Origin of the sequence: Bacillus sp. NPDC094077 (assembly GCF_050279465.1) — a bacterium.
In the GTDB taxonomy this organism is placed as follows: Bacteria; Bacillota; Bacilli; order Bacillales; family Bacillaceae_G; genus Bacillus_A.
This window is the reverse complement of record NZ_JBNNUF010000009.1, coordinates 16,819-30,235: the sequence shown is the minus strand read 5'-3', so window position 1 is coordinate 30,235 and position 13,417 is coordinate 16,819. Positions and strand designations below refer to the sequence as shown.

General features: G+C 35.1%; 16 protein-coding genes. 8 read left to right on the top strand and 8 right to left on the bottom strand.

Annotated features, from left to right (window positions below):
- The first annotated feature begins 32 nt into the window (after positions 1–32).
- From pflB to ACQKNR_RS20075, 3 genes are all read left to right on the top strand, one after another.
- Positions 33–2,282 carry a formate C-acetyltransferase gene (gene pflB, locus ACQKNR_RS20085; RefSeq protein ID WP_427319967.1) on the top strand — a complete coding sequence of 750 codons (2,250 nt, stop codon included), beginning with the start codon at positions 33–35 and terminating at the stop codon, positions 2,280–2,282.
- Positions 2,283–2,350: 68 nt separating this feature from the next.
- A complete protein-coding gene (pflA, locus tag ACQKNR_RS20080; protein WP_427319965.1) occupies positions 2,351–3,082 on the top strand; it encodes a pyruvate formate-lyase-activating protein in 732 nt (243 codons plus the stop codon).
- A gap of 412 nt (positions 3,083–3,494) precedes the next feature.
- Positions 3,495–4,661 carry a diglucosyl diacylglycerol synthase gene (locus tag ACQKNR_RS20075; protein WP_427319963.1) on the top strand — a complete coding sequence of 389 codons (1,167 nt, stop codon included), beginning with the start codon at positions 3,495–3,497 and terminating at the stop codon, positions 4,659–4,661.
- A gap of 370 nt (positions 4,662–5,031) precedes the next feature.
- On the opposite strand, the gene ACQKNR_RS20070 is transcribed toward ACQKNR_RS20075, so the two are convergent.
- The 4 genes from ACQKNR_RS20070 to ACQKNR_RS20055 all read right to left on the bottom strand — a co-directional run bounded on the left by ACQKNR_RS20070 (position 5,032) and on the right by ACQKNR_RS20055 (position 8,327).
- Positions 5,032–5,151 carry a YfhE family protein gene (locus ACQKNR_RS20070; protein ID WP_000358484.1) on the bottom strand — a complete coding sequence of 40 codons (120 nt, stop codon included), beginning with the start codon at positions 5,149–5,151 and terminating at the stop codon, positions 5,032–5,034.
- 110 nt (positions 5,152–5,261) lie between these two features.
- Positions 5,262–5,819: a GNAT family N-acetyltransferase gene (locus ACQKNR_RS20065; RefSeq protein ID WP_000914736.1), complete on the bottom strand. Its 558-nt coding sequence runs from the start codon at positions 5,817–5,819 to the stop codon at positions 5,262–5,264.
- 241 nt (positions 5,820–6,060) lie between these two features.
- Entirely contained in the window at positions 6,061–7,191 is a 1,131-nt protein-coding gene (locus tag ACQKNR_RS20060; RefSeq protein WP_427319961.1) for an amidohydrolase, read from the bottom strand.
- A 230-nt stretch (positions 7,192–7,421) separates the two neighbouring features.
- Positions 7,422–8,327 (bottom strand): TIGR01777 family oxidoreductase, encoded by a 906-nt coding sequence (locus ACQKNR_RS20055; protein WP_427319959.1) that lies wholly within the window; start codon positions 8,325–8,327, stop codon positions 7,422–7,424.
- A gap of 81 nt (positions 8,328–8,408) precedes the next feature.
- Between ACQKNR_RS20055 and recX the strand changes: the two genes are divergently transcribed.
- The gene (gene recX / locus ACQKNR_RS20050; RefSeq protein WP_427319957.1) at positions 8,409–9,221 is read left to right on the top strand and encodes a recombination regulator RecX; all 813 of its coding nucleotides are present in this window, start codon (positions 8,409–8,411) and stop codon (positions 9,219–9,221) included.
- Positions 9,222–9,234: 13 nt separating this feature from the next.
- Complete coding sequence (locus ACQKNR_RS20045; RefSeq protein ID WP_001057037.1) at positions 9,235–9,552, top strand: YfhH family protein; 318 nt, start codon at positions 9,235–9,237, stop codon at positions 9,550–9,552.
- A 64-nt stretch (positions 9,553–9,616) separates the two neighbouring features.
- Here the strand turns inward: ACQKNR_RS20045 and ACQKNR_RS20040 are convergent, their stop codons facing one another.
- Both ACQKNR_RS20040 and ACQKNR_RS20035 read right to left on the bottom strand, forming a co-directional pair.
- Positions 9,617–9,769 carry a YpzG family protein gene (locus ACQKNR_RS20040; RefSeq protein ID WP_000122093.1) on the bottom strand — a complete coding sequence of 51 codons (153 nt, stop codon included), beginning with the start codon at positions 9,767–9,769 and terminating at the stop codon, positions 9,617–9,619.
- A gap of 37 nt (positions 9,770–9,806) precedes the next feature.
- Positions 9,807–9,965 (bottom strand): small, acid-soluble spore protein K, encoded by a 159-nt coding sequence (locus ACQKNR_RS20035; RefSeq protein WP_000517891.1) that lies wholly within the window; start codon positions 9,963–9,965, stop codon positions 9,807–9,809.
- Between the two features lie 273 nt (positions 9,966–10,238).
- Between ACQKNR_RS20035 and ACQKNR_RS20030 the strand changes: the two genes are divergently transcribed.
- Positions 10,239–10,505: a YfhJ family protein gene (locus tag ACQKNR_RS20030; RefSeq protein ID WP_427319955.1), complete on the top strand. Its 267-nt coding sequence runs from the start codon at positions 10,239–10,241 to the stop codon at positions 10,503–10,505.
- A gap of 23 nt (positions 10,506–10,528) precedes the next feature.
- On the opposite strand, the gene ACQKNR_RS20025 is transcribed toward ACQKNR_RS20030, so the two are convergent.
- A complete protein-coding gene (locus ACQKNR_RS20025) occupies positions 10,529–11,509 on the bottom strand; it encodes a metal-dependent hydrolase (RefSeq protein ID WP_427319953.1) in 981 nt (326 codons plus the stop codon).
- 150 nt (positions 11,510–11,659) lie between these two features.
- Here ACQKNR_RS20025 and mutY point away from each other — a divergent pair, with 150 nt between their 5' ends.
- Complete coding sequence (gene mutY, locus ACQKNR_RS20020; protein WP_427319951.1) at positions 11,660–12,757, top strand: A/G-specific adenine glycosylase; 1,098 nt, start codon at positions 11,660–11,662, stop codon at positions 12,755–12,757.
- A 94-nt stretch (positions 12,758–12,851) separates the two neighbouring features.
- Here the strand turns inward: mutY and ACQKNR_RS20015 are convergent, their stop codons facing one another.
- Positions 12,852–13,028 carry a hypothetical protein gene (locus ACQKNR_RS20015; RefSeq protein WP_427319949.1) on the bottom strand — a complete coding sequence of 59 codons (177 nt, stop codon included), beginning with the start codon at positions 13,026–13,028 and terminating at the stop codon, positions 12,852–12,854.
- A gap of 125 nt (positions 13,029–13,153) precedes the next feature.
- Here ACQKNR_RS20015 and ACQKNR_RS20010 point away from each other — a divergent pair.
- On the top strand, positions 13,154–13,417 hold a 264-nt coding region (locus ACQKNR_RS20010; protein WP_427319947.1), incomplete at its 3' end, for a gamma-type small acid-soluble spore protein.

The following is a 13,417-nucleotide window of genomic DNA, read 5'->3' as shown; positions in this document are numbered from 1 at the left end:
TCCTGTACTAATCAAAAATGGAGGAGATTAGGATGACTCAAGTATTAGAAAATGTTAAAAACGCATGGGAAAACTTTAAAGGTGAAAAATGGAAAGCAGAGATTGATGTTCGCGATTTCATTTTAAATAATGTAAACGTTTTCGAAGGGGACGAATCTTTCTTAGCGGGAGCAACTGAAGCAACGAAAAAACTTTGGGATCAAGTAATGGATTTAACAACAAAAGAACGTGAAAACGGTGGCGTTCTTGATATGGATACAAAAATTGTTTCTTCTATTACATCACATGAACCAGGATATTTAAATAAAGATATTGAAAAAGTAGTCGGTTTCCAAACTGATAAACCATTTAAACGTTCTTTACAACCATATGGTGGTATTCGTATGGCGGAACAAGCATGTGAATCTTATGGATACGAAATGGATAAAGAACTTAGTCGTATTTTTAGAGAGTGGAGAAAAACTCATAACCAAGGTGTATTCGATGCTTATACACCAGAAATGAGAAATGCACGTAAATCAGGTGTTATTACTGGTCTTCCAGATGCATACGGCCGTGGACGTATTATCGGTGACTACCGCCGAGTAGCGTTATATGGTATTGATCATTTAATTGAAGCGAAAAAAGCTGATTTATATTTAACTGGTGGTGTAATGAGCGAAGATACAATGCGTTTACGCGAAGAGTTATCTGAGCAAATGCGTGCACTTCAAGAATTAAAACAAATGGCTGCTTCTCATGGCTTTGATATTTCTAAACCAGCAACAAATGCACAAGAAGCATTCCAATGGTTATACTTCGCATATCTTGCTGCAATTAAAGAGCAAAACGGAGCTGCAATGAGTCTTGGACGTACTTCTACATTCTTAGATATTTACATTGAAAGAGATTTAGCAAATGGTACTTTAACAGAAGAAGAAGTACAAGAAATTGTGGATCACTTCATTATGAAATTACGTCTTGTGAAATTCGCAAGAACACCTGATTATAATGAACTATTCTCTGGTGATCCAACTTGGGTAACTGAATCTATCGGTGGTATTGCATTAGATGGTCGTCCATTAGTAACAAAGAACTCATTCCGTTTCTTGCATACATTAGATAATTTAGGACCGGCTCCAGAACCAAACTTAACAGTTCTTTGGTCTAAGCAATTACCACAGAACTTTAAAAACTACTGTGCGAAAATGTCCATTAAAACATCTGCAATTCAATACGAAAATGATGACATTATGCGTCCTGAATATGGAGATGACTACGGTATTGCATGTTGTGTATCTGCAATGAGAATTGGTAAGCAAATGCAGTTCTTCGGAGCTCGTGCAAACTTAGCAAAAGCATTACTATATGCGATCAACGGTGGTAAAGATGAAAAATCAAAAGCACAAGTTGGTCCTGAGTACGCACCAATTACTTCTGAAGTATTAGATTATGAAGAAGTTATGCATAAGTTTGATATGACAATGGAATGGTTAGCGGGTCTATATTTAAACACATTAAATGTTATCCACTACATGCATGATAAATATAGCTATGAACGTATTGAAATGGCACTTCATGATACAAACGTTCTTCGTACAATGGCAACAGGTATCGCGGGTCTATCTGTAGTAGCAGACTCATTAAGTGCAATTAAATACGCAAAAGTAAAACCAATTCGTGATGAAAATGGTATTGCAGTTGACTTTGAAATCGAAGGTGATTTCCCTAAATACGGTAACAATGATGATCGTGTAGATGAAATCGCAGTAAATCTTGTGAAAACATTTATGAATAAACTTCGTAAACATAAAACATATCGTAATTCTGTTCATACAATGTCTATCTTAACTATTACTTCTAACGTTGTGTATGGTAAGAAAACTGGTAATACTCCAGATGGTCGCCGTACTGGAGAGCCGTTCGCACCAGGTGCAAACCCAATGCATGGCCGTGATACAAAAGGTGCATTAGCTTCATTACTATCTGTAGCTAAATTACCATATGAAGATGCACAAGATGGTATTTCTAATACATTCTCTATTATTCCGAAAGCACTTGGTAAAGAAGATGATGTACAAGTACGTAACTTAGTATCTATGCTTGATGGTTATGCAGTAAAAGAAGGACATCACTTAAATATTAACGTATTTAATCGTGAAACATTAATGGATGCAATGGAACATCCTGAGAAATATCCACAATTAACAATTCGCGTATCTGGTTACGCTGTAAACTTTATTAAATTAACTCGTGAACAACAAATCGATGTAATTAATCGTACAATGCATGAAAGCATGTAAGTGAAAAAAGTGTCCCTCTGCTATTTATAAATAGTAGAGGGGGCTGTTTCAATAAAGGAGGAAGTAACATGGTAAAAGGAAGAATTCATTCTGTAGAGTCTTGTGGTACTGTTGATGGCCCAGGGATTCGTTATGTCATATTTACACAAGGGTGTTTATTACGTTGTCAATATTGTCATAATGCTGATACGTGGGAGATCGGTAAAGGAAAAGAAATAACAGTTGAAGAAGTAATGCAGGATGTGACATGTTACCTTCCTTTTATTGAAGCTTCCGGAGGCGGTATAACAGTTAGTGGTGGAGAACCATTACTACAGTTAGACTTCTTAATTGAATTATTTAAAAAGTGTAAGGAAGTTGGAATTCATACAACAATTGATTCTTCAGGTGGTTGCTATTCTGAGGAACCAGAATTCCAGCGAAAGCTAGATATATTAATGGAGTATACAGATTTAGTTTTATTGGATTTGAAACATATCGATTCCAAGAAGCATCGTAAATTAACAGGAAAACCAAATGAACATATTTTACAATTTGCTCGTTATTTATCAGATAAAAATAAACCGATTTGGGTACGACACGTATTAGTTCCAGGTATTACTGATAATGAAGAAGATCTGCAAAATTTATCTAGCTTTATTCAAAATTTATCTAATGTTCAAAAAGTTGAAGTGCTACCATATCATAAGCTTGGTGTATATAAATGGGAGGCGCTTGGACATAAATACCCACTTGCAAATGTAGAACCACCTACAGAAAAAAATGTAGAACAAGCGAAACATATTTTACAAGCAGTCTAATCCAAATATTGGATTAGACTTTTTGCTTTCTTTACAATAAAACCTAGAGTATATATATAGAAAAGAGTATACTGAAAATAGAATATCCATATTTTTGTAAGGAATAAGTAGAGAAATTTACATAATTGTAAAGGGAAATCAAAATAGTAAAAAGAATTAAGAAGTAAAAGAGTGAGTATCATGGAATAGAGAACATTTGTAAGTTATTGCGAAAGCTCTTATAGGAAAGTATAATGTAAAGATATGAGCACAGATAGGATTAAGGGGTCAATCTTATATGCTTTGCATATCCACGACAGGTACATAGCTGAAAGGGAAATATTAGAATCTGTTTATGTAATTTTTAAGGAAAATGTTTTTCCTATTGTCGTATATGCAATATGGAGAAACAAAAAGCTAGGAGTGGATTTGTTTGATAAAAAACCCCAAGGTTTTAATATTAACTGCACATTACGGTAATGGTCATGTGCAAGTAGCGAAAACATTAGAACAAACATTTCGCCAAAAAGGAATCGAAGATGTAATTGTGTGCGACTTGTTTGGAGAATCACATCCATTTATAACCGACATTACAAAATATTTATATTTAAAAAGTTATACAATAGGAAAAGAATTATATCGTTTGTTTTATTACGGGGTAGAAAAAATTTATGATAAGAAAATAGCATCTTGGTACGCAAATTTTGGAAGGAAACGTTTGAAATCACTTTTACAAGTAGAGAAACCGGACATTGTTATTAATACCTTTCCAATCATAGCTGTACCAGAATTGAAAAAGCAAACAGGTATTTCAATTCCTGTTTATAACGTATTAACGGATTTTTGCGTGCATAAAATATGGATTCATCGAGAAGTAGATCGTTATTTCGTAGCAACTGATCACGTGAAAAAAGTAATGGTTGATATCGGTGTGCCTGCGGAGCAAATTGTTGAAACTGGAATTCCGATTCGCAGTAGTTTTGAGTTAAAGATAAATCCAGATATTATATATAATAAATATCAGTTATGTAAGAATAAAAAGATTTTACTAATTGTAGCAGGTGCTCATGGGGTACTAGGAAGTGTAAAAGAACTATGCCAGTCATTTATGTCAGTACCTAATTTACAAGTAGTTGTCATTTGTGGGAAAAATGAAGCTTTAAAACAGGATTTAGTAGGTTTACAGAAGCAAAATTCTGATGCATTAAAAGTATTTGGTTATGTTGAAAACATTGATGAACTATTCCGCGTTACTTCCTGTATGATTACGAAGCCAGGCGGTATTACATTAAGTGAAGCAGCAGCGTTGCAAGTACCAGTCATTTTATATAAGCCTGTTCCAGGACAAGAAAATGAAAATGCGATGTACTTTGAAAGAAAAGGAGCTGCAGTTGTAATTCGTGATGATAGTGAGGTTTTTGCAAGAACAGAGGCGTTATTACTAGATGAGATGAAGCTTCTTCAAATGAAAGAAGCAATGAAAAGCATTTATCGTCCGGAGCCAGCTGGTCATATTGTTGATGCAATTTTGGCAGAAAATCATGCAGAGCCCAATCGTATACCTATGAAATCACCTGCTCTTGCAGAATCGTTTACTTAATATGAAACCCTCTTTTGTATGTTTAAAGAGGGTTCTTTATTATTTAAAAAGAAAAGATAGCAACTTATCCACAAAAAGGTCGCGCTTTCATTAGACAGTAAAGTCGGAATATTAACAACTATATCCACATAGTCCACAATTTTTAGAAAAATATCCACAATTCTAACAGTTGACATGCGCTTAAATATATATAAATATTAAAGGTTTTTGAAAATTAATCACAATTCTATTAATTCTGTGGATAAAGTTGTCCACAACTAAAAAGTTCCCTTATGTATAAGGGAACTTTTTAGTCTATTCCTATTAGTCGGGAAAATTATGTAATGAAAATGAATAATTAGGGGGGAACTTCTAATTATTCATTTTCACTTTAAATACTCTTTGAGCGATATCCCGCTGCGCGATCTGCTTTTCGAAATTCTCGTTGATAGAGAACTTCTTGTGTACTAGATAATGTGTTTTTTGCTTTGTCGCGTTTCTTTTTATCCATTACAAATCACCTCGTGTCCTAAAGTCACTATCTATCGTTTCCAAAGACATTGGGTGATATACGTATATGTCAAAAGTATAATGATTAATTATTATTTCCGAAAATTTAGATTACGCTTCTTTTAAGTGATGGGCATCTTGGAATGTTGTATCTCGCATTGTTGCAAGGGTATATTGATCTTTTGGAATTTCATATAAGTTATATACTTCTTCATTCGCGTTAATTTCATCATAAACGGCTTTTCTTGTTTCGTTTGCTAGATTTACATATTGTAGTTTTTCGGCAGCTTTAATAGAACGAATATTTATTTTACGAATACGCATAAAGATTGTTTCAATATCTAATTCATAGAAAAGTTCGCTAAAAAATGAATCTTTCGCTAATTTATTATATCCTTTACCATGATATGGTTTTCCAAGCCATGTTCCAAGGAATCCGGCTTTTTCTTGCACATCAAATAAAGTAATTGTTCCGATAGGGTTACCCCATTCATCTAAAATTGTGCGTGAAATCAATTCTCCACGCTCTTCGGCTTCAATGGTTTGTTTCGTTAAAAATAAATATTCCTCATAAGAATAAGCCTTTTGACGCACAAAAGGGAAGACAGCTGGATCCACCATTAACTCGTATAGAACGTGGCTGTCGTGTAAGTCGCGTTTTTTCAACATACTAACTCCTCCTCACACGAGGGTAGCATGACGAAAAAACACCCCACCCTCGAAATTTTTATATCAATCTTAAAAAAATTTCGGGGTGGGAATCGAACCCACTAGAACCAGTTTATAACGCTGGTGGCGCACCATTTGCCTTCCCCATTCATCAATTTGAAAATGATAATCACGACACAAATTGATTATGGTTTCATTCAGTTTATAATCGTATAATACTTTATCTAGTCAAAAAAATAAACTAGTTTTTTTTATTTTTTTTGTAAATTATTTTTCCGTCAATCATTGTGAGTACAGGCTTGGCTAAATAATGGAAAGGATGATGAGTCCATAACACAAGATCAGCGTCTTTTCCAACTTCAATACTTCCAATTCTATCCTCTAAGCGCAAGTTTCGTGCTGGGAGTATGGTGATTCCTTCTAAAGCTGTTTTCTCATCTAATCCTTCTCGTACTGCCATAGCAGCACAAACATTTAAATATTGAATCGGGGTATACGGATGATCTGTTGTAATCGAAACCTCTATGCCATTTTTTGATAATATATGGTAAGTATCCCATGTTTTATTTTTAAGTTCGATTTTTGAACGTCGTGTAAGAGTAGGGCCAACTGAAACTTTTAAATTATGTTTTGAAAGCTCATCGACAATAAAGTGTCCCTCTGTACAATGTTCAATACGTAAATCAAGATTGAATTCTGTTGCAAAGCGAAGAGCGGAGCTAATGTCATCTGCGCGGTGAGCGTGGATACGTACCGGTATTTCGCGGCGTAATGCTTTTAAAATAGGGAGCATTCGAAAATCGGCTTCATGCCCATAGTGCTGTGCATCATAGAATGATTCACGAAGTAATCCCATAATGCCCATACGTGTTATGGATTCTTTTGTACCGTTACTATGGACCTTTTTAGGGTTTTCTCCAAAGGCGATTTTTAAACCAGCGGGTTCTTGAATAATCATACGATCAATACAAGTTCCAGCAGTTTTTATTACACAAGTAGTACCCCCGATAATATTTTGACTCCCAGGCATAACGTGAACAGTTGTGATCCCATTTTGTACAGCGTCTTGAAATGCAATATCAAAAGGATGGATACCATCTAGAGAACGGATATGAGGTGTTGAAACTTCAGATGTTTCATTTGCATCATTACCAGCCCAACCAGTCCCTTCATCATAGAGGCCGAGGTGTGTATGAACATCAATAAATCCAGGTAAGAGATGAAGACCCCGTGCATCTATAACTGTCATATCTTGAGTAGGCTGAAAAAAAGGTTTAACCTCGGTGATTCGTTCTCCAGTAACGAGTACATCCCCTTGGAATTTTGGAGAGGTAATAGGATACACAATGGCTTGTTTGAGCAATATTTTCATAGGTACCTCATTTCTATTACTTTGAAATGTTAATGGAAACTAATACAAAGTAACTGAAAGGTTATTCGTGTAGTAATGCTCCTGATCCTAGAAAATGAAAGTTTTGGAGGGGATAAAGTGAAATTTTAATCAATGGGGAAAGCCTCGGCTGATTATTAGCCCGCATCAATTAAGATCTTACGGCCGCAAGTAGCGGGATAACCTCCTCATAAAACTTTATTTTAGAAGTACTACATTGTATGCGAGAGTATATTTTGTAATGCATGGTTTATTGTTGGAAATATGAATTGATATCCATGTGCAATAGCTTTATTTGGTAATACATGTTGACCTTCTAATACGAGTACGCTCATTTCGCCAAGTAAAGCTTGAAGTATAAATGAAGGAACGGGTAGCCAATGAGGTTTTCCTGTTATAGAGGCAATAGTTTCTCCGAATGCCTTCATTCTTATTGGTGTGGGAGCTGTAATATTAAGAGGACCAACTATTTCTTTTTTGTGTATAACAAAGTCAATCATGCGAACAGCATCATCTAAATGAATCCATGATAACCATTGGTTTCCGGATCCGATTGTCCCCCCGATATATAATTGATAAGGGAGTAGCATTTTTGAAAAAGCGCCTCCATCTGTCCCTAATACGACTCCAAATCTTGCGTAGACAGTCCTTATTCCAAGTGAGTGAGCTTTAGCTGCTTCTTGCTCCCATAAATATACTGTATTCGCCAAAAAGTCATCTCCAGGGGTCGTTTGCTCTTCGGTAAAAGACTCGGTTTCAGATGTTCCGTAGTATCCAATAGCACTTGCGTTAATAAATGTGTGTGGTTTCGTTGCAAGTGCTTGTAACTGTTTAATAAGGCTATTTGTTGTTTGAATTCTACTTTTTAAAATTGCTTCTTTTTGTTTTTTTGTCCATCGACTATTAATAGATTCTCCAGCTAGATTAATAATTACATCGATAGAGGAGAGGGGGAAAACGTGTGAATCTGGTGTCCATTTTACGTATTGAAGGTTAGGGCTTGAAGTTTCGACTTTATTTTTTCGGGTAAGAATGTAGACAGTATATCCTTTTTGAATAAAAAAAGTAGAAAGGTATTTACCGATAAAACCGGTGCCACCGGAAATTACGATTTTCATAATCATTTCCTCCTCATTATATATATTCTTGAAAAGCAAAAATGTTCCTTGACTATGTTAAAATAATAGAGAGGTGAGAGTATGGCTGTCATTACAAAAATAGAAGTGCAAAAACGATCGAAAGAACGATTTAATATTTATATTGATAAAGGTCAAGGTGAAGAGTACGGATTTAGTGTGGATCAAGTAATCTTAATGAAACATGGATTACAAAAAGGTTTAGAAATTGATGAAATAGAGTTAGGAAATATTTTATACAATGAAGAGGTACAAAAAGCATATTTACAAGCAATTTCCTATCTATCCTATCAAATGAGAACAAAACAAGAAGTAGAAGATTTTTTACAAAAAAAAGAAGTGGGACAGGCCATCATCTCTGAAGTTATTTCGAAATTATTACATGATCGATATATTAATGATAAAGAGTACGCCATTTTATATGTACGAACGCAAAGTAATGTGAATCAAAAAGGCCCAACTGTTATTAAAAGAGCGTTGATAAGCAAAGGTGTTCAGGATTTAATCATTACACATAGTTTACAAGAGTATCCAAAGGAGAAGCAAATTGAAAATGCTTTAATTCTTATAGAAAAAAAGAAAAAATCTTATCAAAAGCATTCATTTTTACAAATGAAGCAAAAGTTAGAAGAAATGCTTGTTCGTAAAGGATATTCTAGAGATGTAATTCAAATTTGTCTGGAAGAATTAAAAGACGAAAAAGATGACGAACAGCAACAAGAAGCGTTACACTATCATGGGAATAAATATTATGAGAAATATAAGAAGTATGATGGATGGGCATTCGAAAATAAGATGAAACAAGCGTTATATCGAAAAGGATTTTCTATTGATGAGATAGAGATATTTTTACAAATGAAACGTGAAGAGGGATGAGGGGAATAATAAGATGAATATGCCAAAACGCTACAGTGAAATGACACAGCATGAGCTTAGGGAAGAAATTGGAGCTTTGAAGGAGCAAGCAGTAAAGGCTGAGCAACTTGGAATTGTAAATGAATTTGATGTATTAATGAGAAAGATGGCTATGGCTCGTGCTTACATGACGGATATAAACAAATTCCATATTGGTGAGACCTATGAATTAGTAGAAGAACCTGGTGTATTATTTAAAATTACGTACTTCAATGGGGTATTTGCTTGGGGATATAAGCAAAATGATAATGAAGAGATTGGGATACCAATTTCCTTATTACAAGAAAAATGAAAACCAGAGAGCTAATATCTCTCTGGTTTTCATCTTTGGTAGGCGTTAAAGGAGATAGGAGATTCTAAAATTGGCGTTTTTTACATTCGTTGGCCAATATAATGAGAGACTGGGTTTGTTGCGTCTGTCCGTTAACTTGCGCTTTCGCATGTTTCGGACGAGTCCACGTATGGTTAAATAATTCAGAACGACTATCTAAACGATCACGGTAGCTCATCTTTATCACCTCGTGTAGGAAGTTAATTTATTTTGTACTACTCTTCCTGCTGATTTGCAGCACGCATACGTTCTTGTGGGTGCGTGTTAATTGTGCCGTTAGGTCGTTTCGAAGCGAAGCGTGATTTCGCCTTCGGCTGACCGTCGATTTTGCTGTTGTTTTTTGACTCAGACCAAAATTCGGCTTGTTTACCCATTGTGAACGCCCTCCTCATCATCAGTTGATACCTCTTTAAGAAGTATCAATTATAGAATGTGCAAAATAGAAGAAACTATCCTTTAGAAATGAAGGGAATAAAGTGAAACTTTAACCAGTTGTTTTTTCATCCCCTATTGATTATTAGCCCGCACCAATCAGGCTTTTATGGGAAGTTTGACTCCCGCCCAACTTCTTCGTATTCGCCGAATTTTGAGATGGGAGTCTTACTGTCCAAAAATAGTGGGATAAATAGATAAAAGGAGATTAGAATATGAATGATATTTACGAAACATTAACGAAAGAACTATTATACAAAAATGACAAACTTTCTTACGCGCAAGCTCGTGCGTGGGTTGAATTACTGTGGGAAGACTTTCAAACAACTTATGCGAAATCAGGTCGTTACCAAGGTGATGAAATGACTGAACAAGTAGTACGAACATGGATTAATAATCATGGAGCGCGTCTTCATGAAATGCGTACAAATAATCCGAAATATAGTCATTTAATTAATCAAGAAGACCATTTAAAACATTAAAAAAAGCGACTTAAGTCGCTTTTTTAATGTGGGAGCAATTCCAGTTTCTTTCGAAGCTTTTCTTCACTAAAAATCCATCCTGTATAAGAGTTAATAATATTTAAATTGTGGTCGAGTTGAACGATTGCAACGAATGGATAATAATCTTTACTGCGATATCGCAAATCAATGAATCGAATTTCATAATAGTTATCATAATCAAAAATATCCCAGCGATATACAGGAGAAAAAGATAAGAAGGCCGAGATGTTTTCATCTTGTTTAGCTGCTCGCATAATAGCGTTATCTGGGAACGGTACCCGATCGAACTTATCGTATATCATAATGTTACCACGATGCCATCTCGCAACGTAGTAATAATCACTTGTAACGACTGCTAAATGATAATGATAAAATCGGTAAGAAGGAGAAATGATTATCCTCTCAACATTTTTGAAACGTTTGTGTACAACACTTCTTATATTTCTATGCATCATAATTCGTCCGATATAGTAAACAATCATTAATATATAAGCTGCTAAGGCTGTATACCCTTTATGGGAACCTACGAGCATACAAGCAATTGCAAGTATATGGATAAAGAAAATTACGGTATCAAACGTATTAATTATGCCGAGTGCGACCCATTTTTTTGTGAAAGGCCGTAATGCCTGTGTACCGTAGGCATTGAAAATATCTACAAAGACGTGAAGAAAGACAGCGATAAATGACCATAGTAGTAAATGCAGATATGGAGCGTCTGAAAAGAAGACAAACGAGATGCCGCTTATAAGGAATGACCAAAGGATTACTGCAGGAATGGAATGAGTAATTCCACGATGATTTCTTATATATTTAGCGTTATTACGCAATTTTAAAACTGTATCAATATCAGGAATATTGGAACCAGCAATTGTAGCAAGCATAACTGCTTGTGGCCCAATATCACTTTGTGCTATAGCTGGGTCTAATGTTGCTAAACTACCTAAAGTGACACCCATAACAAGGTGAGTGGCTGTGTCCATAGAAATCCACCTCCGTTTTTTTATTAATGTAACTCTTTTTATTCGATACCTCAAGTCCTTTGCCTTCTATTTCCTATGTCATCTTACTTAAATTTTTTCCTAAAATCTTTATAATAGTACGTATATGCAAAAAAATGAGGGGGATCAAGTTTGACACTTGAAATATTAGATAATTTTAACATAGAGCAGTTTCAGAATGATTTAATTGGTTGGTTTGAAAAAGAGCAACGTGACTTACCATGGCGAAAAAATAAAGATCCGTACCGCGTTTGGGTTTCTGAAATTATGTTACAGCAAACAAGGGTAGAAGCTGTAAAACCATATTACGCAAATTTTATGGGGAAGTTTCCTACGCTTGAAGCATTAGCAAACGCCGATGATGAAGAAGTATTAAAAGCATGGGAAGGTTTAGGATATTATTCTAGAGCCCGCAATTTACATGCGGCAGTAAAAGAGGTAAAAGAAGTATACGGCGGGATAGTACCGAATGATGTAAAGAAAATTGAAAAGTTAAAAGGGGTCGGACCATATACAAAAGGTGCCATTTTAAGTATTGCATATGGTATACCAGAACCAGCAGTTGACGGAAATGTTATGCGTGTATTATCTCGTATTTTATCAGTATGGGATGATATTGCAAAACCAAAGACTAGAAAAGTGTTTGAAGAGATTGTGCGTGAAATTATTTCAACAGAAAATCCATCTTATTTTAATCAAGGATTGATGGAATTAGGTGCCCTAATTTGTATTCCTAAAAATCCATCTTGCTTACTTTGTCCTGTACGTGAGCATTGCAGGGGATATGCTGAGGGTGTTCAAAAAGAATTGCCAGTAAAAAGTAAAGCGAAGGCTCCTAAAATGGTACCACTTGTTGCAGGAGTACTTCAAACTGAAGATGGTCGTTACGTCATTAATAAACGTCCAAGTACAGGATTACTAGCTAATATGTGGGAGTTTCCGAATATTGAACTTGGCGAAGGAATACGGAATCAGAAGGAACAGCTTTTAGATTATATGAAAGAAAAATTTGAGCTCTCGGTTTCCATTGATGAATATGCAATGAATGTACAACATACATTTACACATCGCACCTGGGATATATTTGTATTTTACGGAAAAGTATCGGGTGATATCGTGGAAACAGATACAGTGAAATTTGTATCGAAAGAAGCATTTGAACAGTTACCTTTCTCGAAATCGCATCGTACTATTTACGAAAATTGTGTTGAGAAGATCACAATGCAATAAAAGATAAAAACGTGTTCTAAAATTTTGGAACACGTTTTTTTATTTGTACGCTGAGTTTAAAGAGCCTAGTAATCATACTGATTAAAGTTTTATTTTATAATCCGCCACGTGATTCGATTTCTTTCACAATTTCTTTATAAATCGTTTGTCCTTCTACATTTAGATAAGGCATAATTTGCTGAAATGAGTGATGAAAATGAGTTAATTCATTTTTTCTCCATTCATTTTTTGAAATCATTGTTAGTTCAGTTATGTCACGTCCAGTGTACATGTTTCCACCTCCATCATCTGTAGTTTGAATGAGTAATAAGAGATATATGCGGAAATTTTTCAAAAGAAAATTACGGATAACTTCTAAGTGAATTGGTTACATTATTAATTGTGGAGGTGAGAAAGATGAGTAAAAAACAACAAGGTTATAACAAAGCAACTTCTGGCGCTAGCATTCAAAGTACAAATGCTAGTTATGGTACAGAGTTTGCAACTGAAACAAATGTACAAGCAGTAAAACAAGCAAACGCACAATCAGAAGCAAAGAAAGCACAAGCTTCTGGCGCACAAAGTGCAAATGCTAGTTATGGTACAGAGTTTGCAACTGAAACAAATGTACAAGCAGTAAAACAAGCAAACGCACAATCAGAAGCAAAGAAAGCACAAGCT

Coding starts and splice junctions, on each gene's coding strand:
- pflB (WP_427319967.1), top strand. CDS start 33: ATGACTCAAGTATTAGAAAATGTTAAAAACGCATGGGAAAACTTTAAA.
- pflA (WP_427319965.1), top strand. CDS start 2,351: ATGGTAAAAGGAAGAATTCATTCTGTAGAGTCTTGTGGTACTGTTGAT.
- ACQKNR_RS20070 (WP_000358484.1), bottom strand. CDS start 5,151: ATGGATAAAAAGAAACGCGACAAAGCAAAAAACACATTATCTAGTACA.
- ACQKNR_RS20065 (WP_000914736.1), bottom strand. CDS start 5,819: ATGTTGAAAAAACGCGACTTACACGACAGCCACGTTCTATACGAGTTA.
- ACQKNR_RS20060 (WP_427319961.1), bottom strand. CDS start 7,191: ATGAAAATATTGCTCAAACAAGCCATTGTGTATCCTATTACCTCTCCA.
- ACQKNR_RS20055 (WP_427319959.1), bottom strand. CDS start 8,327: ATGAAAATCGTAATTTCCGGTGGCACCGGTTTTATCGGTAAATACCTT.
- recX (WP_427319957.1), top strand. CDS start 8,409: ATGGCTGTCATTACAAAAATAGAAGTGCAAAAACGATCGAAAGAACGA.
- ACQKNR_RS20045 (WP_001057037.1), top strand. CDS start 9,235: ATGAATATGCCAAAACGCTACAGTGAAATGACACAGCATGAGCTTAGG.
- ACQKNR_RS20040 (WP_000122093.1), bottom strand. CDS start 9,769: ATGAGCTACCGTGATCGTTTAGATAGTCGTTCTGAATTATTTAACCAT.
- ACQKNR_RS20035 (WP_000517891.1), bottom strand. CDS start 9,965: ATGGGTAAACAAGCCGAATTTTGGTCTGAGTCAAAAAACAACAGCAAA.
- ACQKNR_RS20030 (WP_427319955.1), top strand. CDS start 10,239: ATGAATGATATTTACGAAACATTAACGAAAGAACTATTATACAAAAAT.
- ACQKNR_RS20025 (WP_427319953.1), bottom strand. CDS start 11,509: ATGGACACAGCCACTCACCTTGTTATGGGTGTCACTTTAGGTAGTTTA.
- ACQKNR_RS20015 (WP_427319949.1), bottom strand. CDS start 13,028: ATGTACACTGGACGTGACATAACTGAACTAACAATGATTTCAAAAAAT.